This window comes from Halobacillus faecis, from assembly GCF_007991335.1.
GTDB lineage: Bacteria > Bacillota > Bacilli > Bacillales > Halobacillaceae > Halobacillus > Halobacillus faecis.
Genome location: NZ_BJYD01000002.1, coordinates 73,049 through 98,150 on the forward strand (window position 1 = coordinate 73,049; position 25,102 = coordinate 98,150).

A 25,102-nucleotide genomic window follows, 5' to 3' on the forward strand; every position below is an offset into this window, starting at 1 on the left:
TATGCCCTATTACTCCTATCAAGGACGCAGTCTTCTCGGCAAAGCTCAAAAGGGCAGGTTGCGTGCAAATTCTAGAAAAGAAGCGGTCATGTCATTGAAAGAGAAGGGCATTACCATTTCGGAGATTAAAGAAATCGACAGTATCTTCCTGAAGGACATCCAAATAGGAAGCCCTGTAAAGCCTAAGGATTTTGTCATATACCTAAGGCAATTTTCTACGCTCATTAGAGCGGGGATTTCTTTACTTGAATCGACAAAAATTCTTGCCAAACAATCCAATAGTCGTGCATTAAGTGAAGCTCTCTATGACATCAGTGATCAGTTGGAAAGTGGACGAGCGTTTTCTGAAGCAGCAGCTTCTCATTCGAAAATTTTTTCCAACTTATTCATTAATATGGTACGGGCAGGGGAAGTCGGAGGTAATCTCGATGACATCCTGGAACGCTTGGCGGTTTATTATGAGAAACAGTACGACACAAGGCAGAAAATCATTTCAGCTTTGACCTACCCGCTTGTGGTTGGTCTAATAGCCATCGGTATCGTCATTTTCCTATTAACCTTCGTCGTTCCCAGGTTTGCAAGCATGTTTGACACAATGGGAGGAGAGCTTCCCTGGATCACTCAGCTCACGCTTAGTATGAGCCAGTTTTTTCAAAGCTTTTGGTACGTTGTGATTCTTATCCCGGTGGTTTTATTTGTTGCTTTTAAGTTGCTCGTAGATCGAAACCCGAAACTGCAATATACGTTGGATGTATTAAAGTTGAAAATCCCTGTGTTTGGACCATTAATACAAAAAGCTGCTTTAGTACGGATGACAAGTACATTAAGTTCTCTTATGAATAGTTCTGTGCCCATTTTAAAATCACTACAAGTGACACAAAACGTTGTCGAGAATAAAGTGGTCGAACGAGCAATTATGAATAGTTACAAATCGCTGGAAAAAGGGAATAACCTGTCCGATCCATTGCGGGAGTATCCCATTTTTCCGCCTCTGGTTATTCAAATGATGGCTGTAGGAGAAGAGACAGGTTCTCTAGACTACATGCTTTCAAAAGTAGCTGAATTCTATGAATCTGAGCTTGAATATACAACCGATCGATTAAAAACGTTAATTGAGCCTCTGATGATCCTAGTCCTGGCACTTGTCGTAGGGGGAATCGTTGCAGCTATTGCAGTGCCGATGTTTTCAATCTTTGACACGATTAATTAAGAATTCGTAAGAATGTGCAAAAATGCTAGTTTGCACACATTTTATCCTTTATAATGAACATAGGACCTTTTGCTAATGAAAAAAGTAGTACATATCCATTGGCAGAAATTCGAAAATACTCTAAAAGGAGAGAGAAAATGAAGAAGCTGAGAGAAATGTTAAAGAATGAGAGAGGTTTCACGTTGATTGAGCTTTTGGCCGTTATTGTTATTTTGGGGATTATTGCTGCGATTGCTATTCCAGCCATAGGGAGTATTATTGGTAATACGGAGGAGGATGCACATGATGCAAACGCATTGTCTCTATTAGAGTCTGCTAGACTAGCTCACGTAAGCGGAGAGGTTGGAGTTGGTGATACAGTTACAGCTCAAAACTTAGTAAACCTTGGGTATTTGGACGCTGTCCCTCAAGATCCAGAAACAGATGGTGTATATAACCCTGCAGAAGTTGTAATTGGGGAAGATACTGCTGAGGATAACGAAGAAGGTGTTAATGACCAAGTAACTTATAATGTTACTCTCGGTACAGGTGGAGAAGGTGGAACCACCTATATTGGTGGCTTGACAAAAGACCAATTAAACAGCCGATAAAAAATAAAAGGGGCTGTAACTATGCAGCCCCATTGATATCTTAGGAGATATATATGAGTACAATAATTATGCTTTACATATTTTCATTTGGAGTTTTATTAGGTTCATTTCTCAACGTCATCGGTCTACGCTTACCAAAAAACATCCCATTTACAACCTCACGTTCCGCTTGTCCCCACTGTTCCACACCTCTACAAGCCAGAGACTTAATCCCACTCTTTTCTTACCTCATTTCCAAAGGTAAATGTAGACACTGTCAGCATTCCATTTCGATGGCATACCCTCTCGTTGAGCTAGTCACAGGGGTTCTTTTTTTAGTGGCATACATAAATCTGGGTTTATCATGGGAATTAGCAGGTGGGCTTCTGCTGATTTCCCTGGGGGTGATCGTGACAGTGAGTGATATCAGCTACATGTTGATCCCAAATAAACTGTTACTCTTTTTTGCGGGATGCTTTATCATCTACCGGACGATTCATCCATTACAACCATGGTATGACTCCATATATGGTGCTTTAGCCGGTTTTGCCATCATCTTTGTGATTATTTTACTGAGTAAGGGCGGTATGGGTGCAGGGGATATGAAGCTGTTAGGAACGTTAGGCATCCTGCTTGGTTGGAAACTAACTTTACTTACATTATTTCTAGCGACCTTAATAGGAACGGTTGTTAGTCTGACTTTATTGGGATTCAAAGTGATTGGGAGGAAAGATCCTTTTCCATTTGGCCCATCCATTGTACTCGCTGCAGTCATCTGTTACCTTTTCGGCTTTGATCTATTACGACTTTATTATGATGCATTTTTCTTATAGGAGGAGGAGAGACTTTTGTTTCGTTTTTTTAATTCAAGCGGTCGGGTGAATTTCGTAATCAAAAACCACTGCATTCGCTATGTGTATTCTAAATCAGAGAATGCGTGGGAAATCGACGACACCGGAGAGATTGTTCTCCCTCCTCATATTATGGAGGACGGGAAAATCAAAGACTCCAGGGAGCTTGCCCGAATCGTTGAGAACTTTATTGAGGGGAAAGGATGGAGCAACAAATCGCTCTATTTTACTGTACCGGATCACTCGGTTGTTGTTCGTCCTTATGAAGTACCCGTTCATGTGAAGAATGATGAAATCAAAGGCTTTTTGTATATGCAATTGGGCGAAACGCTGCACCTCCCTTTTGATGACCCTGCATTTGATTTCAGTGTGATGAGTGAGAATGAAGAAAAGAAAAAACTGCTTCTTTTTGCTTTTCCAGAAGAACAAATCCGTATGTTAGACCAGGTTTTTAGTGATGCCAAACTGAAAACGAAAGCGGCGGATATTAGTGCCCTTTCTATTTATCGTCTATACGAGTATTTGGATTTAACGTCAGAGGGGGAACACCTTCTGATCATCGACTGGAACTTGGACGGGTGTGTGTTGACGGTCTTTAACGAGCATGTACCGGCATTTATCAATCACACAAGAAGTCCGCTTTCTATGACGTTATGGAAAAGGGAAAACGGCCGTTACGTTTGGCAGGGGGATGATGGCGGCGGTCCGACTGAATTTACTTATGATCAGTTGAATGAAGTGGAAAGAATCATGGATTTTTACAAATTCTCTGTGATGAATGGAGAAGCCTCCGTATCCAAAGTCCTTCTCACTGGAGACTGGCCGGAGAATGGTCTGGTAAGAGAGTTGCTTGAAGAAAGAGGGATCCAGGTCGCCGCCTTGAAAGATGCAGACGTATTTTTGAATTCAGACCAACCTGCGAGCGTTGAATACATGGATGCGATTGGATTGTCCATCAAGCCATAAGGGGGATGAGAGAATGGTAGTAGAAATTAATTTACTGGAACAAAAAGAAAAGAGAAATATCCTCCCGTATTTAGTTGTCACTTTCTTTGCTCTCCTTTTATTAGTCTTGGGAATCGTATTCAATGCTCAAAAGGCAAGCCTGGTCGAAGAATCTTCTCGCTTGGACGAGCGGATTTCGCAGGTACAGGTTGAGCAGGAAAGTTTTGCAGCCACATCTGGAGGAGAAGGTACCGAAAGAGAACAGTTGAAAAATTCCCTCGAGCAGCTGAAAGGCACGGTTATCCCTACCATTCCTGTGGTGGAAGAGCTTGTTTCCTTGCTGCCTGAGCGAGGGTTCTTTGAATCATTCGCGTTAACCGGTGCCTCTGAAGTCACTGTGAATGTAAGGTTCGATACCATCCAGGAAGCGGCGAAATACACGAATACCTTAATTCAACAATCATTTATCTCTGATGTGGAATTGGCCGGAGTAGATACGGATGTTGTGGACGATACAGAAGATTTGTATGATTATCAACCTCGTTACATAGCAAGTTATTATATTGTTCTCGAAGAATCGACGCTCGCTGCTGAGGGGGTGTCTCCCCAATGAAGATTGAATGGAATCGTCAAAGTCTATGGATCATCATTGCAGGAGTCGTACTTGTCCTAGTGTTCTACATACTCGGTCAGAGAGTCATCCTGGCTCCATACCAGGAAGAGGTGGTGGAAAAAGAAGCCATCTTAACTCAAGAACAAAAGATTCTTTCCGCTATAGAGAACAATCAGAAAGGTACCGAAAGAGAACAAATCCTCACTTCTCGTACCATTCAGCAGGAGTTGCCGGTTATTCCTCTTATGGATCAACTATTGATTGGCCTTGATCGGGCAGAAAATGCCACAACGAGCATAATCAACAGTATGGCTATTTCTGATTCAGAGTCAGTTATCCCTATAATAGCAACAGAGAATAACCGAGAGGAAAATGGCGTCAATAACGGTGAGGAAGAGAATTTAAATGAAGATGTAGTTGATGAGCCTGTGGAAGATGAGGCGGAGCGACTCATTGAAGGTCTACATACCCTTCAATTCACCCTTGATGTGACTTCTGAAAATTATGATGAAATGGTCTCTTTTATGAGTGAGATTCAATCTTTATCACGGGTTATACAGATCGAGTCGATCCAGTTTGATGCACCTGAAAGCGAAAATGAACTGGGCTATTCCATCGTCATGAATAGCTATTATCAGCCATTATATGCCAGCCTCGCGAATGAAGCACCGCAATACCATTACGGTGGAAGTCCGAATAAGGTGGACCCTTTCACCATGGAACAATGGGATGATCCGAACCAACGTGTATCTACAACAACAGAGAAAGTGGATGAGGAAGAGATTGTAGATGAGGGAAATCGTGATAGTGAAGAAGAAGAGGAAGAACCCTCAGAATCAGAAATTGAGAGTCAATTGTAAGCCAAAATTGTCGAAGACCTACTGACAAATTTCAGCGTGGTTTTTAAAACTCCTGTGATAGGGTGGGAACAAACCTTGCAGGAGTGATCAAACCATGGATTCCAAAAATAAGATCTCCATCTCATTTCGGAACGAACATCAGCAGGAAACGAAACATGAGGTTGTTCGGACACAAAAGGAACAAGCCGCAGCAGTTGAGGAAGATAAGGAAGATGAACGTCCTGCAACCCGGGTGTACCACATTCCTTTTAAAAAGAAACGCTTTTCTTCAACACCAGTCAGGCCGTTAATCACAACAGCTTTGACCGCCCTTTTTGTCAGTCTTGGGCTTGGTTTCTTGCTGCTTCGTATGTTTGTGTCTTTGACAGATTCTTCTACGACAGGAACGGAAACCGTGCCAGTGTCTGGTGAGGGGAACACAGGTACAGAAGTGGTCGCTTCTCAAGAGGAGCCCATGTCTGATCTTCCAAGTGGTCCTACGCAGACGTTTGATACGTATATCGTTCAAGCAGGGGCTTTTTCCACAGAGGGAAAAGCGAATGAATGGAAGAGCAAACTGACAGCTCTCCTTGTACCCTCCATCGTCTGGCAGAGGGATGGGCAATATTATTTATTTGTTGGGAGTGCAGCGAATAAACAGGAAGCCGATCAGATTGCTGGACGTCTTGCGGCAAAGAGCATTGAAACCTATGTGAAACCCTTTGTTGTAACGATTGAAAAAGAAATTCCGCAAGAACTGGTTACTCCGATGGAGACACATGCAATGAAAGATTTTTCCGAAAATCAAAGAAAAAAACTCATGGATGAAGTGGGTGAGAATACATCACTTGGACAAGCTTTGAATGAATGGGAATCTCAGGATGATACCAATATCAATTGGTTAAAAGTTGCTCAATCATTAGAATAAGGAATACACCACGTGATATTCTAAGGAAAAAGGAGTTTTCTTAACGGGAAACTCTTTTTTTATATCTTTTTCTTGTAGAAGATGGTTCTTTCTATAATCTACTGTCTCATGGAAATCTTGTAGAATAGAACGAGCCCCATGTGTAGAGAGGATGAGGTTTGGGATGAAGCGCTTAGTTTTAGGATCACAATCCCCAAGAAGAAAAGAACTCCTTGAGCTTGCAGGCTTTGAGTTTGATATCCGCCCTTCGAACGCTGAAGAAGTGATCGAGGAAGGGATGTCACCCGAAGAAGCCGTTCTTCACTTGGCAAGGGTAAAGGCTGAAAACGTAAAGGTTGATGAGAGTGAGGTGTTGCTCACTTCGGATACTGTCGTTGCTTTGAATGGTGAAATTTTAGGGAAACCTAAGGATGATCAAGAAGCAAGGTTGTATCTAAGAACATTAAGTGGTACGACACACAAGGTATATACGGGAGTTTGTTTAAAGACAAACCAATCCGTGGATCTGTTTTATGTCCAGACAGAAGTGACCTTTTACGCGTTGTCAGAAGAAGAGGTTGATGCCTATATACGGACAGGAGAGGTTTGGGATAAGGCAGGAGGATACGGCATCCAAGGGAAAGGGTCCTTGTTTGTTGAGAAAATTAATGGAGATTATTACAGTGTAGTCGGTTTGCCACTGTCACGGGTCGCACGTGAACTTAAGAGGTTAGGCATCTTCCCTGAGTGATTCCTTCTTGCGTGGGGACTTAGAAGGAAAGGATGCGAATCATTGACTCAAACAAGTGTAATGATTAAAGATGTTCCGAGACAAGACCGGCCGAGAGAACGGCTGATTGAGCTCGGAGCCTCTCATTTATCCAATCAAGAACTTTTCGCTATCCTGTTAGGAAGTGGAACCAAACGTGAGTCTGTCATGGAGCTTTCCAACCGGCTTCTTGTCCATTTTGAAGGGATCATGCTTCTGAAAGATGCCACGATTGAAGAACTGACAGCTATCCGGGGGATTGGATCTGCAAAAGCGGTTCTGCTCCTGGCATCGATTGAATTAGGGAAACGAATGCAGAAGATGAAACCTGTGGAACGTTATATGATTAGAAGCCCGGAAGACGGGGCGGATTTTATTATGGAAGAAATGAGAGATTTAAAGCAGGAACACTTCATTTGTTTGTTTTTAAATACGAAAAACCAGGTCCTCCATAGACAAACCATCTTTATCGGCAGCTTGAATGCTTCGATTGTCCATCCTAGAGAGGTGTTCAAAGAAGCGGTGAAAAGGTCTGCCGCCTCCATCATATGCGCCCACAACCACCCTTCCGGAGACCCGACTCCATCACAAGAAGATATCCAAGTGACACGCAGATTGAAAGAATGCGGAAAGATGATTGGCATTGAATTATTGGATCACCTTGTCATTGGTGATCGCAAATTCATTAGCCTTAAAGAAAAAGGCTATTTGTAACACTATCTATTTTTGTGGATTTTTCGTATAATTAAATAGATGAAAAAGAAAAAGCGCCATTTATAGGATTTTCTTATAAATAGGCGCTTCTTCTAATCATGATTCTATATAGATGCCTAACCCCCGTTGATAGGAAAACGGGTTTTAGAAAGGAAGATATTATTGGGGATTTTTGGATTCTCTCAAGATTTAGGAATTGATTTGGGCACTGCCAATACACTTGTCTTTTTGAAAGGAAAAGGGGTCATTGTCAGAGAGCCTTCTGTTGTTGCCAAAAATACACAAACCGGTGACATCGAAGCTGTCGGAAATGATGCACGAAATATGATCGGGCGTACGCCAGGTTACATAAATGTTATCCGACCGATGAAGGATGGCGTGATTGCCGATTATGATACGACTGCTCAAATGATGAAATATTATATAAAAAAGGCGTTAAAAACGCGTTCCTCTTTTGCAAGTAAACCGAATGTCATGGTCTGTGTACCCTCAGGCATTACGATGGTTGAAGAGCGTGCGGTCATTGATGCGACGAAACAGGCGGGAGCAAAAGAAGCTTATCCGATTGCGGAACCGTTTGCGGCAGCGATCGGTGCAGGCCTTCCTGTGTGGGAACCAACCGGAAGCATGGTCGTTGATATTGGTGGTGGCACAACAGAGGTGGCGATTATCTCTCTTGGTGGAATCGTTACAAGCCAGTCCATCCGTGTTGCCGGAGATGAGATGGATGACAACATCATTCAGCATGTACGCAAGAAGTACAATTTGATGATTGGTGAGCGGACGGCTGAAGAAGTGAAAATGGAATTGGGTGGAGCAGGAGAAGTCTCCGAAGTTGACGAAATGGATATTAGGGGACGGGATTTGCTCAGTGGTTTGCCGAAAACCATTACAATCCAAAGTGATGAAATAGTAAGTGCTATGAAAGATACGATTGATTCAATTATTGAAACGGTCAAGAACACGTTAGAAAAAACACCTCCAGAACTGGCAGCGGATATTATGGAGCGCGGGATTGTCCTTACCGGGGGAGGCGCCTTGCTAAGGAACATCGATACAGTCATCAGTGAAGAAACGAACATGCCCGTATTTATTGCCGACAATCCACTTGATTGTGTGGCGGTTGGAACAGGGAAGTCTTTGGAGTATATCCATCATTTCCGTTCCCAGCCGAATGTAGCAAGCCGGGCGAAAATGGAGTAGTTTAACTCGTTATGCCTTCGTTATTTCGTAGAAAAAGACTGATGATTGTATTAGTAGGATTTATCGTACTCGTAGCATTGATTGGCTTTTCAATCCGTGACCGTGATTCGTTAAGCACACCTGAAAAATTTCTACAGGATTCGATCGGTTGGATGCAAACCGTCTTCCATAAACCGGTCAGTCTTGTAGACAATACCATTGAAAATATTCAAGACATGTTTGGTGTTTATGAACAAAACGAAGTATTGAAAGCAAGGCTTTCTGAATACAAAGGTGTCATTCAGGAAAACCAAAGACTTCGTAGTGAAATTGATGAACTACAGCAAACATTGGATAAGTCCGATAGTTTGAGTGACTATTCTCCCGTGCAGGCAACGGTGATTGCAAGAAGTTCAGACCGTTGGTTTGAGCAGATGACCATTAACAAAGGAGAAGAGCACGGCGTTGAAAAAGATATGGCTGTCATGACAAGTGACGGCCTAATCGGGAAAATTAAGTCCGTTGGGGCTTTTCATTCCACCGTTCAACTCTTAAGCGGGTTCGATCGTTCGAACAAAATTTCTGCTTGGGTCGTTCGGGAGGATCAGGATGAAGCTTTCGGTCTGATTGAAGGTTATGATGATGAAACGGGGCGTCTATTGCTAGAGGAGATTAAGCTTGATGAAGAGCTCAAGCCGGGCGACACGGTCATCTCTTCTGGATTAGGAGGCGTTTTCCCGAGCAACTTGAGAATTGGAACGGTCGAAGAAGTCGTCAATGATCAGTTTGGTCTGACACAAACCGCTTATGTAGAACCGTTTGCCGATCTGTTTGATATCAACCATGTGATGGTAGTGGATCGTACAGCAGAAACGGTAGATCCGGAACCTGAACAGGAGGAAGAAGCATCATGAGTCGATACTTCATTGCACTCCTATGTTTGTTTTTCTTGATCATGCAGGGGATGGCCATGAGTATGCTGCCAGCTAATCTTGTTTACTCTGATTTGCTGATGACCCCGCATTGGATATTGATTTTCCTTCTGATTATTGCGATTTTCTATGACAAGGACGATACGTACAATGCTGTCTGGTATGGTCTTGCTTTCGGCTTATTGATTGATGTCGTCTACACGGGCGTGCTCGGGGTATATATGGTTACATATACCTTGATCATCTATACCATACATGGTTTAAACAAGTGGCTGCACGCCAATTTTTTTGCGGCATCCTTATTGGCTGTCGTCGGAGTGGCTTTAGCTGATACGATGCTTTATATCATTTATTCATTCGTACAAATTACATCCATGACTTGGGGAGATTACGCTCTATTGAGGCTGCTGCCGACCTTGGCAGCGAATATGATTTTCTTTATCCTCCTCTATCCACTCGTGAAGGAAAAAGTGTATGCCTGGGGAGAAGAAGTGAGCAATATCTAATCTGGTGGAAATGTTTGAGGTTTGAGGTGAAAGAGCCTATGGCTGCTAATGTACAAAAGGTGATGATTAAAGGAACAAGAGACGGTCTGACCTTGCATTTGGATGATCAATGTTCCTACTCATCCCTTTTAAAAGAATTGCAAAACCAATTGTCAATGAACGGACTGACCGATGAACATCCGATGATCCGTGTGACGATCAAGCTTGGCAATAGGTATTTAAATGAAGAACAAAAAGAAAAGCTCACAGAGGTTGTCCGGGAAAAACAAAAACTCGTGGTGGAAAAAATCGAGTCAGACGTTTTGACGAAAAAGGAAGCTCTTGAGTGGAAAGAGAATACGGAAATCACCCCTGTCGCTAAAACCGTCCGGTCTGGGCAATTAGTTGAAGTCAAGGGAGATCTGCTTTTGATTGGTGATGTGAATCCCGGAGGACAAATCAAAGCCACGGGCAACATTTTTGTCATGGGAAGTTTGCGTGGAATTGCTCATGCAGGATTTGAAGGGGATACGAATGCGGTTATTGCATCCTCCTACATGCAGCCGAGCCAACTAAGGATCGCCGATCAATTAAGCCGGTCACCGGACTATGAATCTGAGGGTGTGTATATGGAATGTGGATTCATTGATGAGTCCATGGAAAAAATTCGTATCGATCGAATTCAAGAGGTTGTAAAAAAGAGACCGGATCTGGTTAGTTTTGAAAGGAGAATGATCAATGGGTGAAGCGATAGTCATTACCTCTGGAAAGGGAGGAGTCGGAAAAACGACAACTACTGCGAACCTGGGGACCGCTTTGGCCTTGCAGAATAAGAAGGTGTGTCTCGTTGATACTGATATCGGTCTCAGAAATTTGGATGTCGTGATGGGGCTTGAAAACCGCATCATCTATGACATTGTCGATGTCGTAAACGAACGCTGCAAGACGAAACAGGCCTTAATTACGGATAAGCGCTTTGATTGCCTGCATTTGCTTCCAGCGGCCCAGACATCAGATAAATCAGAAGTGACTCCAGAAGCGGTCAAGGCCATTGTTCAGGAACTAAAGCAAGAATACGATTATGTCGTCATCGATTGTCCTGCCGGGATTGAGCAGGGGTATAAAAATGCGGTCGCAGGTGCGGATAAGGCGATTGTCGTTACGACTCCTGAAAAATCAAGCGTCCGTGATGCAGACCGAATTATTGGACTTTTGGAGCAAGAAGAAATGGAATCTCCGAAGCTTGTAATCAATCGGATCCGGAATCACATGATGAAAAACGGGGACATGCTTGATGTGGACGAAATTGTCAATGTCCTGTCTATTGATCTACTCGGCATCGTTATTGATGATGATGCGGTCATAAAAGCATCCAATAGTGGCGAGCCCGTGGCCATGAAACCTAATTCCAAAGCTTCTCTTGCTTATCGAAACATTGCTAGAAGAATTTTAGGGGAAACGGTACCCCTAATGAAGCTTGATGAAGAACGAGGTGTTCTAGCGAAAGTGAAGAAATTCTTCGGCATGCGCACGTAACGATTGTTTTACCTGTCACATCCTGTGGCAGGTTTTTTTATTTTGAATTAATAAACCACCTCCTTGTCCCATAGACTGATAGAAAAAGACGTAGAGAGGGGTTTGGTTGTGAAAAAGAACATTCGTGATGTACGCAAGAATATAGCGGATCGAAAAAAGAGAAAGATGCATCGTCAGGGGACAAGCCCGCCTGGAGGTTTCTCTCCACCACAGGATGAAGAAATGCATGGCTATCCCCCACTAGTTAACGGCTATAGCCATAAACCAGTAAAGAAAGAAGAACCGACAAGTGCAACGAGCCGTATAGGCATGCAGGTGTTTTTTGCGGTTTTACTGTTTGCCGTTGTTGCTTTAGGAAAAAATACAGATCTCGCAGTTGTTAAAGTGCCAGGGGATTGGGCGGCCAGCCAAATGCAGGAAGAATTTCCTTTTGCTAAAGTAACCGCATGGTACAGCGACCGTTTCGGAGATCCTTTACAGGTCATTCAACCCGAAGATGAAACGGGTCAGGAACCTCTCGCAATGCCGGTGAATGGTACGGTGACGACCTCATTCCAAAATGACGGAAAGGGAATCATTTTAACGACGGAAAATGGATCTCAAGTAAAAGCGGTGCGTGAAGGGACCGTCATTTTTGCAGGTAATGACCCGGAATCAGGAAAGACCGTCGTCTTACAGCATGAAGATGGAACGAAAACAACGTACGGATATTTATCATCCATCGATGTCCATTTATATGAACATGTCCAATCACAAATGGATTTGGGGTCCGTGAAAGCGGAAGAGGGGCAGGCCGCAGAGTTTTTCTTCGCTATCGAAAAAGACAATACATTTTTAGATCCAGTACAGGTGATCAAAGTGAATGAAGGTCCTTAAGTTTCACGACTATATCCATATCCACCCCCTCTTCTTTTTGCTCGCTCTTTCAGCTTTGTTGACAGGAGCCATCTATGAATTCGTCGTTTTGTTTTCTATAGTCATTGTTCATGAACTGGGCCATTTCCTTATGGCCAAACGGTTCGACTGGCGCGTGGAAAAGATGGAAATCTGGCTGTTCGGCGGGGCAGTCGTGAGCGAAGAACACAACACAAGGCCCTTCCGAGAGCAGGTGCTTGTGGTCCTGGCGGGTCCATTCCAGCATTTGTGGATCTTTGTTCTGCTTCTAACCATTCAATTCATCATAGGTGTTCATCCTTTATTAGACGCCGCCTTCTTTTATAATGGAGTCATTTTTCTATTCAACATGCTCCCTGTTTGGCCGTTAGATGGTGGGAAGCTGCTCTTTTATTTATTGAATCGTTTGTTTGCATTCAGGGTGAGTTTGGTGGTTACTCTTAGCCTATCTCTCTTTTTCATGGTAAGCGCTGGATTCTGGATGTTTACGGAAGGACGATGGACGTTAGCCGCCATCCTTCTGACCGCCTTTTTATTCATTGAAAATGTCCTCGAGTGGAAAAGGAAATCTTACACAATGATGCGATATCTTCTTTATTGTACGTATCAGGACAGGGAAAGATTAAAGGCTAAGTACGTCAATGTTCATGAAGAAACGCTCGTTCGTGATGTCCTGAAGAACATTCACTCCAACAGGCGCCACAAGTATGTATTGAAACATACGAATCCTTTCTATATAGTAGATGAACAAGAGTGTCTCCGGGCTTTCTTTGAACAAAAGAAGCCCCATTTAAAAGTGCGGGACATTGCTGAAATCGCTATATGATGAGGGATGACATGAGACAATTACTATTACATACAAAGGCAGCTGAAAAATCGGGAGTGGTCATTGAAAATGGGGAAATCCTTGAATATGTGATCGACCGGCCCGGTGCTGAAAAGCTCACGGGCTCTATTTTTTTCGGAAAAGTAGAACGGGTGGAACAAGGATTGGCCGCCGCCTTTATAGATATAGGAGAGGGACGCTCAGGTTTTCTGCGGAAGGAAATGATCCCTTGGTGTGAAGGGAAATTATCAGCGGCATTGAATGTAGGACAAAGGGTTATTGTTCAAGTGATCAAGGATCCTGTTGGGAGCAAAGGTGCTCAATTGACCGCTGACGTGACTTTGCCAGGACTGTACACAGTCTACCAGCCTTTTGCTCAAGGGAAGGTTTCTATTTCTCGAAAGCTTGAGAGCGAGAAAAGAGCTGAGGTCGAATCATGGTTAGAGAAGGAATTGAAAAGTGCTGAAGGTTGTATCATCCGGACGGCAGCTGGAGGCGTGGACCCCGAGACGATTATTGAAGAGCTAAGAGGGCTTAGGGATGAGTGGAAAACGTTGGATGAGAGAAAGAAAAATCCAATCGGCCGCTTATGGAGTGAGCCGAACATCCCAGATGCATTGATTCGTAAATTTCCAGCGACTACCATTCAGGAAGTGCTCATTGATGATGCGAGCACATCTAAGCGTTTAAAGGAGAAGTTTCCTTCGTTGGCAGAACGCATACGCTGGGAAAATGATGTGGAAAGAAAACTGCCTGTTTCCTTGTCGCGTCTCCAGGAACAAATCATTACTCCTCTTGTTGAGTTGAACAATGGGGTGAGCTTAGTCATTGAAGAAACAGAAGCCATGACAGTGATCGATGTCAACAGTCATAAAGTTAAAGGGCGGTCCTTTTCAAACTCCCAGGCTCTTGATGTCAATATCCTTGCTGCAAAAGAAATTCAAAAGCAGGTACGTTTAAGAAATCTATCCGGCATCATTCTTATTGATTTCATTTCAATGAAAAATGAAAACAATGAGAAACAGCTCATTTCAGAAATGAGGAGGCTGGTGAAAGACGATCCTACGAAAACGAATGTGTTCGGGATGACAAGGTTAGGGCTTATGGAAATGACGAGGAAGAGGGAGAACGACAGCCTGAATTCTCAATTAGCCAATTCCAGGGAAGTGAGTTTTACAGATGAGACGGCCGTTTATCGTTTAGAAAGAGAGCTTCTTCAAAAGAGAGAAGCGGAGGCCTTGATGATCGCGGTGCATCCGACGGTTATGGATTGCAAAAAACGATTGCTTTCTGAGCCGATTTCTAGTAAAATTCCACAGGAGCTGTTTGTTAGGCAGGATGCTGACATCTCTGGCTATCAAGTAGAGCTTGAAGGGTCTTTAGACATGATCCGGGAAGCTGTTCAGCGTCGCGGATATCATGTTGACAACTTGTTTTGATCTGTGGTAACATTGTTTTGTTATTCTAGTAGCACTCCGTTGCTACAACCGCACAGAACAGGTTTTTAAACCGATTTCCGGTACCTGAATGGCGAGTCTGAGTATATTGAGGAGGTGCAAGTATGTACGCAATTATTGAAACTGGTGGTAAGCAGGTAAAAGTAGAGCAAGGCCAGGAGATCTATGTTGAAAAGATGGACGTAGAAGCTGGTGAATCTGTCACTTTTGACAAAGTTCTTTTCGTAGGTGGAGACAACACAAAAGTTGGTGCTCCTTACGTTGACGGTGCTTCTGTAACAGCTAAAGTTGAAAAACAAGGCCTTCAGAAGAAATTGACTGTCTTCAAATACAAGCCTAAAAAGAACTACAAGCGCAAACAAGGTCACCGTCAGCCGTACACGAAACTTGTCGTTGAAGCGATCAACGCGTAAGGTTCGTATCGGATGATACAAGTATCGATGTTTCGCTCACAAGGAGACATTACAGGCTTTGAAATCTCCGGACATGCGGAGAGTGGCCCTTATGGTCATGATCTCGTCTGTGCAGCCGTATCAGCTGTATCGTTCGGTGCTGTCAATGCTGTTATAAGTCTTTGTGGATTTGAACCTGATGTCGAACAAGGTGGTGAAGGTGGTTATTTAAAAATCACTCTTCCCGAAGATTTGGATGAATTCGTTCATTCAAAAGCTCAAACCTTATTGGAAGGCATGCAGGTGTCCTTGGAAACGATTGAACAAGAATACGATCAATATATGAAAATATCCCAACGATAAGGAGGTGAAGACTCATGCTACGTCTTGATTTGCAGTTTTTCGCCCAGAAGAAGGGTGTAGGTAGTACAAAAAACGGTCGTGACTCTGAGTCCAAACGTCTTGGAGCTAAACGTGCAGACGGACAACAAGCAACTGCTGGTTCCATCCTTTACCGTCAACGCGGTACAAAGGTGTACCCTGGTGCGAACGTTGGCCGTGGTGGAGACGACACATTGTTCGCGAAAGTGGACGGTGTTGTTAAATTCGAACGTTACGGACGTAACCGTAAAAAAGTCAGCGTTTATCCTGTAGCACAGGAAGCGTAAGCGAATAGTCCATCAGCAAAAAAGCCGCGCTTTGCTTTTCGCATAAGCGCGGCTTTTTTATATCTTCAACTTCATTTTTCTATTCAGCAGGTTAAAAGGGATTTTTTTGTGGGGAAAGAGATTCACCAGTCCAAATGAACCCATGGATGATTAGCGGGTTCACACTGACCTCCATTCACCTGCACAATCGTAACGGAACCTATACGTTAAGGTTTTTTGTTTCCTTGGATTTTTGCTATACTTTTTATTATTATGGGTTGAACGAGGGAGCTGAAAGGATGGAAGAAAAAGAAATCATTGAGCTGCTGAGACATAAGCGTCATGACTGGATGAATCAAATTCAATTGCTACAAGGATACGCTACCCTGGGAAAGCAGGATCGCTTGCTTGCACAAATGGAAGAAATTAAAGAAGAGGCAGAAGAAGAACGGAAATTATTGAACAGTGATGCTCTGAAATTTCCTTTGTGGCTGCTATCTTTTAATTGGGTACATAAAACCTACCGACTCCGGTATTTCATTAGGGGAGAAGTTGATTTATCCCGTCATGATCCTACATTGTTGGCTTATGGAAAACGGATGATTGAAATCATGGATGGACATATTGGAAATGAAGAACTTTATGAAGGCACATGTACCATCTATGTAGGTGGTCAGGATACACTTGGGTTGAGCTGGGAGTGGGAAGGTCTGTTTCATGAGCCGGAACGTTTAAAAGAAACGCTCAATGAAGAAGGATTTATTGCAACGATTTTTGACAGTAAAGAACTTTCTATTGAAATGACAATAGAATGAAGAGGTGAATAGACATGTTTGTCGATCAGGTGAAAGTATTTGTAAAAGGTGGCGACGGTGGAAATGGCCTTGTGGCTTACCGTCGTGAAAAGTTCGTACCAAGAGGTGGACCTGCAGGTGGAGATGGTGGAAATGGCGGAGATGTCATTTTTGAAGTCGATGAAGGGCTCAATACGTTGATGGACTTCAGGTATCAACACCATTTTAAAGCGGCTAAAGGTGAGAATGGGATGAACCAGAAGCAGCATGGGAAGAACGCTGACCCATTAGTCGTCAGTGTTCCTCCTGGGACAACAGTGAAAGATGCGGCGACAGATAAAGTGATCGCTGATTTGACGGATCATAAACAAAGAGCGGTCATTGCTAAAGGTGGTCGCGGTGGAAGAGGGAACGCTCGCTTTGCTACAGCTAGAAATCCAGCTCCTGAAATTGCTGAAAATGGGGAACCAGGAGATGAACTTGATGTTGTTGTCGAACTAAAATTGTTGGCAGATGTAGGATTAGTCGGTTTTCCGAGTGTCGGTAAATCAACATTCTTATCCGTTGTAACCGCAGCGAAACCGAAGATTGCGGATTATCACTTCACTACTCTTTCTCCAAACCTTGGGGTTGTAGAAAGTCAGGACCATCGTAGTTTTGTGATGGCCGATCTTCCCGGACTTATCGAAGGAGCGCATGAAGGAGTCGGTCTTGGTCATCAATTCCTGCGGCATGTAGAACGGACACGTTTGCTGCTGCACGTTATTGATATGTCTGGAATGGAAGGCCGCGATCCTTATGAGGATTATGTAACGATCAATAATGAATTATCGTCTTATGATCAACGGTTGGAAAATCGTCCTCAAATCATTGTAGCGAATAAAATGGATATTCCTGATGCAAAAGACAATTTAGAATTGTTCAAGGAGCAGCTTGGCAATGATGACATTCCCATTTATTCCATTTCTACAGTTACACGGGACGGGCTGGATGAATTGTTGTATGCCGTAGCGGATAAACTGGATGAAATTCCGAAGCAGGAAGAACAGGTCGAAGAAGTGGATGAGCGGGTCATCTACAAATTTGAAAAAGAGGAAGCGCCATTTAAGATTACCCGTGATGATGATGGTGCCTATGTCCTTTATGGGGAGAAGATTGAATCCCTGTTCAAAAGAACGGACTTTTCTCATGATCAATCCATCAACCGGTTTGCCCGTCAGATGCGGAGTATGGGTGTGGATGAAGCGCTCAGAAAACGTGGCGCGAAAGATGGCGACACGGTCAGATTAATGGATTATGAATTCGAGTTTGTCGATTAAAGGGGAGGATTTTTCATGGCGGATTACAATGAGAAATTTTATTTAGTCCGTAGCGACATTCTTCCTGAAGCTATGATGAAGACCATCGAGGCGAAAGAATTATTAGAGCGGGGGAAAGTAGAGTCCATTTTTGAGGCTGTCCAGCAAGTGGGCTTATCCCGCAGTGCTTTTTATAAATATAGAGATGCTGTTTTTCCTTTTCAGGCGATGGTCAAGGAACAGATGATTACATTGTTTTTCCATCTTGAAGATCGAAAAGGAACGTTGTCGAATTTATTAATGACGGTTGCTCAGTCGGGTTGTAATGTTTTGACCATTCATCAGACAATTCCTCTTCAAGGGAAAGCGAATGTGACGCTTTCTTTGAATACTTCCGGAATGGAAGACAGCATAGAAAAACTGTTGCAGCAGTTGCACAAGTTAGATTTTGTAGATCGTGTAGAGATCTTAAGTACGGGAGCTTAATTGGAGGGGAAATCATGACGGAACAACGGATTGGATATTTAGGACCAAAGGGTACGTTTACAAAAATGGCAGTGGATGCTTTGTTTGAAGGTGGAGAGTTCATCGGTTACGAAAACATTCCTGCTTGTCTGGACGCGGTAGAAGCAGGGGAGATCAGTACAGCCGTTGTCCCGATTGAAAATGCGATCGAAGGTTCCGTACATTTGACGGTCGATTACCTCGTGCATCACGTAAATCAATCGATTATTGCGGAGTTAACGGTCCCAATTAAACAACACCTCCTCGTCCATCCGGATCATGAAGGGGAAATCATGAAAGTTTATTCTCATAGCCATGCCATTGCCCAGTGTCACCAGTATTTGCATACAAAGTACCCGGATGCTGAAGTTGAATATACAGCTTCGACAGGGAAAGCGGCAGAAATTGTAGCAAGTGAAGGTCCAGGTGTTGCTGCCATTGCCAATCATTTAGCGGCAGAGCAAAACGGGTTAGCATTTATGGATACAGACATCCATGATTATGACAATAACCATACGCGGTTTGCAGTCGTTCAAAAGGTACCGACCACTTTGAAAGTGAAGGACCACCCTGTCACGAAGCACAAAACGACGGTCATGGTAACATTACCGAAGGATTATGTCGGGGCCCTGCATCAAGTACTTGCGGCCTTTGCATGGAGAAAAATGAACTTATCAAAAATTGAATCCAGGCCGCTGAAGACCGGTCTTGGTAACTACTTTTTCTTAATAGATGTTGATCAACCTTATGATCACGTGCTTTTTCCTGGCGTGCAGGCAGAACTTGAAGCGTTAGGTTGTCAGTTGAAGGTGCTCGGAACGTATCCGAGTTACCAGGTCGATGTTCCGGCCCCTGTGAAATAAGCTTGGCTTTCATAACCCCTGAATCCCTTTGTTAATAGGGATTCAGGGGTTTGTTTATATTTTTTATCAAATTATTATAGGCTTTTTCATCAATGTTTTGGCTTGTGTTGCATAGAGTGTTATGAAGCTATTATTGCCTTATTGTTTTTACAGAATTACAGGAAGGGAGTTGCAGATGTGAGAATTCACATTGTACAAAAAGGAGATACACTCTGGAACATTGCCAAGAAATACGGGGTCGACTTTGAACAGTTGAAATCCATGAATACCCAGCTTTCCAATCCTGATATGATTATGCCGGGTATGAAGATCAAAGTCCCTCAAGGTACGAAGCAAGTGAAAAAAGAAGCTCCTAAGAAAGAAGCCCCTAAACAGCAAGCACCAGCACCTAAGAAGGAAATGCCTTCTCAACCACCATATAAAGATACGACACCAAAGCCAATTCCTAAAATTAAAGAAGATGAGAAGAAGCCTGTAGCTAAAGGTGTTATGGAAAAACCGATGAAGCCGATGCAGCCTATAAACATGAATATGCCAATTACCATGCCGAGCATCGATCAGCAGATGCAAAATTATTATACAACTTTCCACCTCCCGCAAATGCCTATGCCTCAACCGAAAGAAGAATCGCCGAAAGAAGCACTAAAAGAAGAAGTCAAAGGAGAAAAAATGGAGGAATTAAAGGGGATGAAGTCTCCGGAACAAGCTCCTATGGCTGAGCAGCCTTATTATCAGCCGATGCAGCCAATGCAGCAGCAACCTATGCAACAACCTATGCAGCAACCTATGCAGCCACAGTTGGTTCATACAGACTATTATTGCTGCCCGCCGTATCCTGTGATGATGCCCATGCACATGCCGATGTACCAACAGCCAATGCCGATGCAGCAGCCCATGATGGGGGATGAATCAAGCGATGATATGGTCCAAGGCGTGCAAGCAGGTGGAGACTGTGGGTGTGGAGGCGGACAGGGACAGCAACCATATGGGCCAATGATGGGACCATGGGGTCACTCTCCTTATGGTGCTCAACAGCCATGGGAGCAAGCGCCATATGGGGGTATGCAGCATCCAATGGGTTATGGACCGCAGCAACCTCCCCACATGGGTTGGGGGCAGCCACAGCAAGGCTTTGGTCAACCGAATCCACAACACATGGGACAGTGGGATCCACAGCAGATGGGCCAAGGTTATCAGCAGCCTTGGAGGGAAGATGATGTAGATGAAAGCTGAACATCGAATGGGCGATTCATACACGGATCGCCTTTTTCAATGGATGCAAACGGAGGAAAAGCTTCCGATTGAATATGAACAGACCATCAAACCGAAGGTGTATAAAGTAAAGTTTGAAGGGCAGCCCTTTATTTTGAAGGGATATCGCAGGTTTCATGTGATTGAAAAACAAGTGGAGTTTTTCGATCACTGGAATTATGCCTATAAAATAGCTGCAAGACCGTATCCTTTCTATGATCGTGTTTTTACCATCAGTAAATTAGGCTGTGACTGGGCATTATTTGAACGCGTGGAAGGAAGGCATGCAGATTTTAACCGGCATAAGGATCGAAAACAAGCGGTCCGTATTCTCCATCATTTTCATCGAACGACCAAGGGGATTGGAGTATTATCCATTCCTAAGGACCCATTGTATGTAAAATGGGAAAGGCGCTTAGAACAATTTGAAGAAACGAAAGATGTATTCACAGAATTAGGGAAGCGGGAAATGTTCCAGGAACTCCACACTTGCATGAGCAAGCGCTTGGAGGATTTTACGGATCATCCCTGGGGGGAAGTTGAGGAGAAGGCATGGGACCGTCATGAATGGCTCCACGGTGACGTAGCCCATCATAATTTCATGGTGGATGCGGATAAGAATATAAAAATGATTGATTTTGACCTTTTGCATACAGGGCCGCGTTTATATGATCACATTCAATTGGCTCAACGTTTTTTACCATACCTTGAGCTTAGAAAATCTACACTGTTGCCATACTTCCCACATGTTACTGACAAGGAAATCTGGTGGAAGGGGGTTCTCGTCCCTGCTGATCTTTTAAGGGAATGGCTATATGGATACCGTTTAAGCTTAAGAGAAGAAGCATCGATGCCCCGTCATATGAGAAAATTAGAAAAAGCATGGGAAAACCGGAAGAAGTTTGTCCGATATGCTGAGCATATGCTATGATTAGGTATCATATGTGTGAAAGGATGAACAATCCGGTGGAACAAAAAGTTGAAAAAATCGTATCCTGGCTTCAGGAACAAGTCAAAGAAGCAAATGTAGAAGGTTTGGTCGTCGGGGTCAGTGGTGGAATCGATTCCGCTGTCGTTGCCAACCTGATAAAGAGAGCATTCCCCGATAACTCTTTGGGTGTCATCATGCCATGTAAAAGTCAATCCGATGACCAAGTGCATGCAAAAAACGTGGTGGAAGCATGCGATCTTCCAGTTATGACCGTTGATTTAACGGAAACACACAACGTCATGTTCCAAACAATTAAACAGCAATTGAATGATGCTGGTTCTTTCAAGGAGGAACAAGAAAAGTTAGCGGATGCTAATTTGAGAGCCCGCTTACGAATGAGTACTCTCTATACAATAGCAACCAACCATAAATATTTAGTGGTCGGGACAGATAATGCAGCCGAATGGTACACCGGGTACTTCACGAAATTCGGGGATGGAGGCGTGGATCTCGTTCCTATTTCCAACCTCACCAAAGGTGAAGTTCGAGAAATGGCTAAATATTTGGGTGTGCCTAATGAAGTTATCCATAAACAACCAAGTGCAGGGTTGTGGGAAGGGCAGACAGATGAGAACGAAATGGGCACGAGTTATGATATGATTGATCGTCACCTGAAAGGGGAAGAAATCCCTGAAGAAGACCGAAAGATTATTGAAGCGATGCACAAACGCTCTGCCCATAAACGTCAAATGCCTCCTGCTCCTCCGAAATAAGCTTGGCGAATATTGACAGACTAAAACATTCTTCTTGAACCCATAGTAAGGGTAAAAGGAGAATGTTTTTATGTGGAAAATCGTTAGTATCCTTATGTTAACCTCGTTATTCATGTTTGCGTGTCAGGCGGATGAAACCGCGGAGCCGAAAGAAGATGAATCCTCCCCTTATCAGCCTCTTGGTTACGCACAAGATGGAGCCATTGAACGACGGGGGCAGATTCCTACAGGGAAAGACAGTTATTTCAAACGAACAGCAGAAGAAGAGTTTAGAAATGCGAAATACAGCGAAACTAATCGTTCCCACGACAATGATTTCAATAATGAAGATGCCATGGCAGTTGTGGAGAAAGTTAATGAATTGAAAGAAATTACGATGGCTCAAGCCTATTCAACCGATGATCGTATGTATGTGGCAGTCATGATCAATCCATATGACCTCAGAGATAAGTCGATCCCGGAGAAAATAGAAGCTAAGGTAAAGCAAGTGACAGATAAAGATTTGATTGTCTATACGAATAACAATAGCTGGGATGAAATGAAAAACTTCAACGCAAGAGAAAGGGAAGCACCTGACAAAATCAGGCAAAGATTTCAGAACTTCTTCAACCAAGAATAGGGGATAAGGTTCGCTTTCAAGAAAAATGGGGATTGTGATATATTAGAGAGTAGAGACCAATGCGTAAGTAAACTTACGTAAAGTTACATGAAACTATAAGATTTGTCAGGGAGAGGAGAATGTCCAATGGCTGGCCATTCAAAATGGAGTAATATCAAGCATCGAAAAGGTGCTCAAGATGCGAAACGCGGAAAACTCTTCATGAAGCTTGCCCGTGAGATATTCATGGCGGCAAAACAAGGAGGCGGGGATCAAGAAACCAACCCTGCGCTGCGCATAGCTGTAGATAAAGCAAGATCAAACAATATGCCGAAAGATAACATCGACCGCGCCATTAAGAAAGCGACCGGTGACCTTGAAGGTGTCAATTATGAAGAATATACGTATGAAGGATACGGCCCTGGCGGGGTAGCGGTCATGGTTAAAGTATTGACGGACAATAAAAACCGTACAGCTGCAGACGTGAGACACGCATTTAATAAAAACGACGGCAATTTAGGGGAAAATGGTTGCGTCTCTTTCATGTTTAACCGCTCGGGCTATCTTGTTATTGACAGAGAGACCACCGAGGCAGATGAAGAAGAGCTGATGCTTGAAGTTATTGAAGCTGGTGGAGAAGAAATGGAAACAACAGAAGAGCAATTTGAGATTTATACAGATCCCGAATCTTTTTCTGATGTGAAACAGTCCCTCGAAGAAAGCGGCTATGCATTTACTACAAGTGAAGTGACCATGATTCCTGAAACCTATACGGAACTCGGTGAAGAAGGCGTAGAAAAGATGTTGAAGCTGATCGATATGCTCGAGGATAATGACGACGTTCAAGAAGTCTATCACAACCTTGATGCTGATGAAGCCATTCTAGAAAAATTATCGTGATCTCCCGTTGCTATGATAATAACTTCTGTTTCTGGACACACTAGAAACAGAAGTTATTTTTATTTAGGGGGGATCCTATCATGAAACGATGGGCCTTAATTGTTGGGTTAGCCATAGGGATGGCCGTATTGAGTTGGGCGATGATCGATCATACTCCTCAGAAGACCATTAAAGATAACACGCCCCAAAGAGTCATCCAGGGTAAAGGGAGTCAATCAGAAGCGGTGGTAACATTGGTGAAGCCTGAACCTTTGAAACTCACGGTCATTCTGAAAGAGCATTATATAGATGGTGTGACAGAGACCACGAAGAAAGAAGAAACCATTTGGTCTATGATGGATTTCTGGGCTTCGTATGAGGGATGGACGGTTGAAGAACAGGAATTGGATCAAGTAGTTTTCCAAAGGAAAGTAAATGATATTTCTCCTTTGACTAAACAGACGGGGTATTTTGGATTGACAGAGGATGGGGAGTTAGCTGTCTTTCAAGGCCTTCCTGATCAGGGAAAAGTCATAGAATCCTTTAAACCTGTACCTATAAAGCCTTTGGAGACAAAAAGAGAGAAAGAGTTGAAACAGGGCATCAAAATCAAAGATCATCGTCATTTTGAGCAGGTCGTGCGTCAATTCTCCAAAGAAGAGGAAGTATAAATGAAGTGAAACAGCCACGAATTATAGTGGCTGTTTTATGCCGTTTCAAGGGGGATTCACGGCTTTTATTCATGGGCGAACATGTGCTTGTATGTTACAATAGGAAGGATAGCAATAAAGGGTAGAGAGGGAATTTTACAATGATTAGTTACGTGAAAGGTCAATTGACGACACTCGATGAAGGGTCGTTGACAATAGAAACAGGCGGCATTGGATACGAAGTGTTATGTGCCAATCCATATCATTTTCAAGATTCGATGAACAAGGAAGTCAAAGTACATACGTACCATTATATAAGAGAAGATAATCAATCGCTTTTTGGATTTAAGAAAAAAGAAGACAAGCAGCTATTTGCTCAATTACTTAACGTTTCCGGGATCGGCCCTAAAGGAGCGCTTGCTATTCTTGGAACAGTCAGCGTACCAGAATTCGTTTCGGCCATTGAGCAGGAAGACGATAAATACTTAACGAAATTTCCGGGAGTAGGAAAAAAGACAGCTCGTCAGATGATTCTTGATTTGAAAGGGAAACTGATTGTCTGGCTTCCTGATGAAGATAATGAGGACACCCTTTTCTATCAGGAAGATTTGACCTCGAAAGAGAAAAGGGCCGTAGTAGACGACGCAATCGAAGCATTAAAAGCGTTAGGGTACACAGAAAAAGAAGTGAAGTTTGTCCGTACAGAACTTGAAAAAGCCAAACATGGCAGCGTAGATGATTATGTCAGACAAGGGCTGCAACTATTGATGAAATCTTAAGGTGAGGAGGGATG

The 25,102-nt window shown here is 43.3% G+C and carries 31 protein-coding genes and 1 other annotated feature; all 31 genes read left to right on the plus strand.

What is annotated here, in order from left to right; genetic code table 11:
- Window position 1 precedes the first annotated feature (1 nt).
- The gene (locus HFA01_RS00860; protein WP_146812697.1) at window positions 2-1,210 is read left to right on the plus strand and encodes a type II secretion system F family protein; all 1,209 of its coding nucleotides are present in this window, start codon (window positions 2-4) and stop codon (window positions 1,208-1,210) included.
- A gap of 137 nt (window positions 1,211-1,347) precedes the next feature.
- A complete protein-coding gene (locus tag HFA01_RS00865; RefSeq protein WP_218027755.1) occupies window positions 1,348-1,800 on the plus strand; it encodes a prepilin-type N-terminal cleavage/methylation domain-containing protein in 453 nt (150 codons plus the stop codon).
- Window positions 1,801-1,868: 68 nt separating this feature from the next.
- Entirely contained in the window at window positions 1,869-2,612 is a 744-nt protein-coding gene (locus HFA01_RS00870; protein WP_371860298.1) for a prepilin peptidase, read from the plus strand.
- Between the two features lie 15 nt (window positions 2,613-2,627).
- Window positions 2,628-3,596, plus strand: a complete 969-nt coding sequence (pilM, locus tag HFA01_RS00875) for a type IV pilus biogenesis protein PilM (protein WP_146812703.1) — start codon at window positions 2,628-2,630, stop codon at window positions 3,594-3,596.
- Window positions 3,597-3,609: 13 nt separating this feature from the next.
- Complete coding sequence (locus HFA01_RS00880) at window positions 3,610-4,188, plus strand: PilN family protein (RefSeq protein WP_146812705.1); 579 nt, start codon at window positions 3,610-3,612, stop codon at window positions 4,186-4,188.
- Window positions 4,185-5,048: a hypothetical protein gene (locus HFA01_RS00885; RefSeq protein ID WP_146812707.1), complete on the plus strand. Its 864-nt coding sequence runs from the start codon at window positions 4,185-4,187 to the stop codon at window positions 5,046-5,048. Before HFA01_RS00880 ends, HFA01_RS00885 begins: the two co-directional genes overlap by 4 nt.
- Before the next feature lie 94 nt (window positions 5,049-5,142).
- Entirely contained in the window at window positions 5,143-5,955 is an 813-nt protein-coding gene (locus HFA01_RS00890) for an SPOR domain-containing protein (protein WP_146812709.1), read from the plus strand.
- A gap of 163 nt (window positions 5,956-6,118) precedes the next feature.
- A complete protein-coding gene (locus HFA01_RS00895; protein ID WP_146812711.1) occupies window positions 6,119-6,685 on the plus strand; it encodes a Maf family protein in 567 nt (188 codons plus the stop codon).
- Window positions 6,686-6,745: 60 nt separating this feature from the next.
- On the plus strand, window positions 6,746-7,417 hold the full coding sequence (gene radC, locus HFA01_RS00900) for a RadC family protein (RefSeq protein WP_146812742.1): 672 nt from the start codon (window positions 6,746-6,748) through the stop codon (window positions 7,415-7,417).
- Window positions 7,418-7,579: 162 nt separating this feature from the next.
- Window positions 7,580-8,620 (plus strand): rod shape-determining protein, encoded by a 1,041-nt coding sequence (locus HFA01_RS00905; RefSeq protein WP_281290413.1) that lies wholly within the window; start codon window positions 7,580-7,582, stop codon window positions 8,618-8,620.
- Window positions 8,621-8,661: 41 nt separating this feature from the next.
- Window positions 8,662-9,513 carry a rod shape-determining protein MreC gene (mreC, locus tag HFA01_RS00910; protein ID WP_307725364.1) on the plus strand — a complete coding sequence of 284 codons (852 nt, stop codon included), beginning with the start codon at window positions 8,662-8,664 and terminating at the stop codon, window positions 9,511-9,513.
- Window positions 9,510-10,037 carry a rod shape-determining protein MreD gene (gene mreD / locus HFA01_RS00915; RefSeq protein ID WP_146812714.1) on the plus strand — a complete coding sequence of 176 codons (528 nt, stop codon included), beginning with the start codon at window positions 9,510-9,512 and terminating at the stop codon, window positions 10,035-10,037. The genes mreC and mreD overlap by 4 nt, the downstream gene beginning before the upstream one ends.
- Window positions 10,038-10,075: 38 nt before the next feature.
- Window positions 10,076-10,762 (plus strand): septum site-determining protein MinC, encoded by a 687-nt coding sequence (minC, locus tag HFA01_RS00920; protein WP_146812715.1) that lies wholly within the window; start codon window positions 10,076-10,078, stop codon window positions 10,760-10,762.
- A complete protein-coding gene (minD, locus tag HFA01_RS00925; protein WP_146812716.1) occupies window positions 10,755-11,552 on the plus strand; it encodes a septum site-determining protein MinD in 798 nt (265 codons plus the stop codon). The genes minC and minD overlap by 8 nt, the downstream gene beginning before the upstream one ends.
- A 108-nt stretch (window positions 11,553-11,660) precedes the next feature.
- Window positions 11,661-12,428: a M23 family metallopeptidase gene (locus HFA01_RS00930; RefSeq protein WP_146812717.1), complete on the plus strand. Its 768-nt coding sequence runs from the start codon at window positions 11,661-11,663 to the stop codon at window positions 12,426-12,428.
- Window positions 12,415-13,272 carry a site-2 protease family protein gene (locus HFA01_RS00935; protein WP_146812718.1) on the plus strand — a complete coding sequence of 286 codons (858 nt, stop codon included), beginning with the start codon at window positions 12,415-12,417 and terminating at the stop codon, window positions 13,270-13,272. The genes HFA01_RS00930 and HFA01_RS00935 overlap by 14 nt, the downstream gene beginning before the upstream one ends.
- Before the next feature lie 11 nt (window positions 13,273-13,283).
- Window positions 13,284-14,711, plus strand: a complete 1,428-nt coding sequence (locus HFA01_RS00940) for a ribonuclease E/G (protein ID WP_167506123.1) — start codon at window positions 13,284-13,286, stop codon at window positions 14,709-14,711.
- Window positions 14,712-14,747: 36 nt separating this feature from the next.
- Window positions 14,748-14,820 (plus strand) — a sequence feature (ribosomal protein L21 leader region).
- Between the two features lie 13 nt (window positions 14,821-14,833).
- Complete coding sequence (gene rplU, locus HFA01_RS00945) at window positions 14,834-15,142, plus strand: 50S ribosomal protein L21 (RefSeq protein WP_146812720.1); 309 nt, start codon at window positions 14,834-14,836, stop codon at window positions 15,140-15,142.
- A gap of 12 nt (window positions 15,143-15,154) precedes the next feature.
- Window positions 15,155-15,484: a ribosomal-processing cysteine protease Prp gene (locus tag HFA01_RS00950; protein WP_146812721.1), complete on the plus strand. Its 330-nt coding sequence runs from the start codon at window positions 15,155-15,157 to the stop codon at window positions 15,482-15,484.
- Window positions 15,485-15,498: 14 nt separating this feature from the next.
- Window positions 15,499-15,789: a 50S ribosomal protein L27 gene (gene rpmA / locus HFA01_RS00955; protein WP_035509352.1), complete on the plus strand. Its 291-nt coding sequence runs from the start codon at window positions 15,499-15,501 to the stop codon at window positions 15,787-15,789.
- Between the two features lie 278 nt (window positions 15,790-16,067).
- Window positions 16,068-16,583, plus strand: coding sequence for a Spo0B domain-containing protein (locus HFA01_RS00960; protein ID WP_146812722.1), 516 nt, complete (start codon window positions 16,068-16,070; stop codon window positions 16,581-16,583).
- A gap of 14 nt (window positions 16,584-16,597) precedes the next feature.
- Window positions 16,598-17,881 carry a GTPase ObgE gene (obgE, locus tag HFA01_RS00965; RefSeq protein ID WP_146812723.1) on the plus strand — a complete coding sequence of 428 codons (1,284 nt, stop codon included), beginning with the start codon at window positions 16,598-16,600 and terminating at the stop codon, window positions 17,879-17,881.
- Between the two features lie 15 nt (window positions 17,882-17,896).
- Window positions 17,897-18,346, plus strand: a complete 450-nt coding sequence (gene thrR, locus HFA01_RS00970) for a transcriptional regulator ThrR (RefSeq protein ID WP_089652653.1) — start codon at window positions 17,897-17,899, stop codon at window positions 18,344-18,346.
- A gap of 14 nt (window positions 18,347-18,360) precedes the next feature.
- Complete coding sequence (gene pheA / locus HFA01_RS00975) at window positions 18,361-19,227, plus strand: prephenate dehydratase (RefSeq protein ID WP_146812724.1); 867 nt, start codon at window positions 18,361-18,363, stop codon at window positions 19,225-19,227.
- Between the two features lie 177 nt (window positions 19,228-19,404).
- A complete protein-coding gene (gene safA / locus HFA01_RS19190) occupies window positions 19,405-20,460 on the plus strand; it encodes a SafA/ExsA family spore coat assembly protein (protein WP_146812725.1) in 1,056 nt (351 codons plus the stop codon).
- Complete coding sequence (locus HFA01_RS00985; protein ID WP_146812726.1) at window positions 20,450-21,409, plus strand: aminoglycoside phosphotransferase family protein; 960 nt, start codon at window positions 20,450-20,452, stop codon at window positions 21,407-21,409. Before safA ends, HFA01_RS00985 begins: the two co-directional genes overlap by 11 nt.
- 35 nt (window positions 21,410-21,444) lie before the next feature.
- Window positions 21,445-22,182 (plus strand): NAD(+) synthase, encoded by a 738-nt coding sequence (gene nadE, locus HFA01_RS00990; protein ID WP_146812727.1) that lies wholly within the window; start codon window positions 21,445-21,447, stop codon window positions 22,180-22,182.
- Between the two features lie 70 nt (window positions 22,183-22,252).
- Window positions 22,253-22,801, plus strand: a complete 549-nt coding sequence (locus tag HFA01_RS00995; RefSeq protein WP_146812728.1) for a YhcN/YlaJ family sporulation lipoprotein — start codon at window positions 22,253-22,255, stop codon at window positions 22,799-22,801.
- Window positions 22,802-22,927: 126 nt separating this feature from the next.
- The gene (locus HFA01_RS01000; RefSeq protein WP_146812729.1) at window positions 22,928-23,680 is read left to right on the plus strand and encodes a YebC/PmpR family DNA-binding transcriptional regulator; all 753 of its coding nucleotides are present in this window, start codon (window positions 22,928-22,930) and stop codon (window positions 23,678-23,680) included.
- An 80-nt stretch (window positions 23,681-23,760) separates the two neighbouring features.
- On the plus strand, window positions 23,761-24,330 hold the full coding sequence (locus HFA01_RS01005; RefSeq protein ID WP_146812730.1) for a BofC C-terminal domain-containing protein: 570 nt from the start codon (window positions 23,761-23,763) through the stop codon (window positions 24,328-24,330).
- 140 nt (window positions 24,331-24,470) lie between these two features.
- Window positions 24,471-25,088: a Holliday junction branch migration protein RuvA gene (ruvA, locus tag HFA01_RS01010; protein ID WP_146812731.1), complete on the plus strand. Its 618-nt coding sequence runs from the start codon at window positions 24,471-24,473 to the stop codon at window positions 25,086-25,088.
- Window positions 25,089-25,102 lie beyond the last annotated feature (14 nt).

Bases quoted from the DNA above. Each gene is read 5' to 3' on its own strand.
- HFA01_RS00995 (WP_146812728.1), top strand. From the start codon at position 22,253: ATGTGGAAAATCGTTAGTATCCTTATGTTAACCTCGTTATTCATGTTT.
- HFA01_RS01005 (WP_146812730.1), top strand. From the start codon at position 23,761: ATGAAACGATGGGCCTTAATTGTTGGGTTAGCCATAGGGATGGCCGTA.
- HFA01_RS00985 (WP_146812726.1), top strand. From the start codon at position 20,450: ATGAAAGCTGAACATCGAATGGGCGATTCATACACGGATCGCCTTTTT.
- HFA01_RS00890 (WP_146812709.1), top strand. From the start codon at position 5,143: ATGGATTCCAAAAATAAGATCTCCATCTCATTTCGGAACGAACATCAG.
- minC (WP_146812715.1), top strand. From the start codon at position 10,076: ATGGCTGCTAATGTACAAAAGGTGATGATTAAAGGAACAAGAGACGGT.
- HFA01_RS00940 (WP_167506123.1), top strand. From the start codon at position 13,284: ATGAGACAATTACTATTACATACAAAGGCAGCTGAAAAATCGGGAGTG.
- HFA01_RS00960 (WP_146812722.1), top strand. From the start codon at position 16,068: ATGGAAGAAAAAGAAATCATTGAGCTGCTGAGACATAAGCGTCATGAC.
- radC (WP_146812742.1), top strand. From the start codon at position 6,746: ATGATTAAAGATGTTCCGAGACAAGACCGGCCGAGAGAACGGCTGATT.
- thrR (WP_089652653.1), top strand. From the start codon at position 17,897: ATGGCGGATTACAATGAGAAATTTTATTTAGTCCGTAGCGACATTCTT.
- HFA01_RS00860 (WP_146812697.1), top strand. From the start codon at position 2: ATGCCCTATTACTCCTATCAAGGACGCAGTCTTCTCGGCAAAGCTCAA.
- HFA01_RS00895 (WP_146812711.1), top strand. From the start codon at position 6,119: ATGAAGCGCTTAGTTTTAGGATCACAATCCCCAAGAAGAAAAGAACTC.
- pheA (WP_146812724.1), top strand. From the start codon at position 18,361: ATGACGGAACAACGGATTGGATATTTAGGACCAAAGGGTACGTTTACA.
- minD (WP_146812716.1), top strand. From the start codon at position 10,755: ATGGGTGAAGCGATAGTCATTACCTCTGGAAAGGGAGGAGTCGGAAAA.
- HFA01_RS00870 (WP_371860298.1), top strand. From the start codon at position 1,869: ATGCTTTACATATTTTCATTTGGAGTTTTATTAGGTTCATTTCTCAAC.
- HFA01_RS00885 (WP_146812707.1), top strand. From the start codon at position 4,185: ATGAAGATTGAATGGAATCGTCAAAGTCTATGGATCATCATTGCAGGA.
- HFA01_RS00865 (WP_218027755.1), top strand. From the start codon at position 1,348: ATGAAGAAGCTGAGAGAAATGTTAAAGAATGAGAGAGGTTTCACGTTG.
- obgE (WP_146812723.1), top strand. From the start codon at position 16,598: ATGTTTGTCGATCAGGTGAAAGTATTTGTAAAAGGTGGCGACGGTGGA.
- mreD (WP_146812714.1), top strand. From the start codon at position 9,510: ATGAGTCGATACTTCATTGCACTCCTATGTTTGTTTTTCTTGATCATG.
- mreC (WP_307725364.1), top strand. From the start codon at position 8,662: ATGATTGTATTAGTAGGATTTATCGTACTCGTAGCATTGATTGGCTTT.
- HFA01_RS01000 (WP_146812729.1), top strand. From the start codon at position 22,928: ATGGCTGGCCATTCAAAATGGAGTAATATCAAGCATCGAAAAGGTGCT.
- ruvA (WP_146812731.1), top strand. From the start codon at position 24,471: ATGATTAGTTACGTGAAAGGTCAATTGACGACACTCGATGAAGGGTCG.
- HFA01_RS00950 (WP_146812721.1), top strand. From the start codon at position 15,155: ATGATACAAGTATCGATGTTTCGCTCACAAGGAGACATTACAGGCTTT.
- HFA01_RS00935 (WP_146812718.1), top strand. From the start codon at position 12,415: ATGAAGGTCCTTAAGTTTCACGACTATATCCATATCCACCCCCTCTTC.
- rplU (WP_146812720.1), top strand. From the start codon at position 14,834: ATGTACGCAATTATTGAAACTGGTGGTAAGCAGGTAAAAGTAGAGCAA.
- rpmA (WP_035509352.1), top strand. From the start codon at position 15,499: ATGCTACGTCTTGATTTGCAGTTTTTCGCCCAGAAGAAGGGTGTAGGT.
- HFA01_RS00880 (WP_146812705.1), top strand. From the start codon at position 3,610: ATGGTAGTAGAAATTAATTTACTGGAACAAAAAGAAAAGAGAAATATC.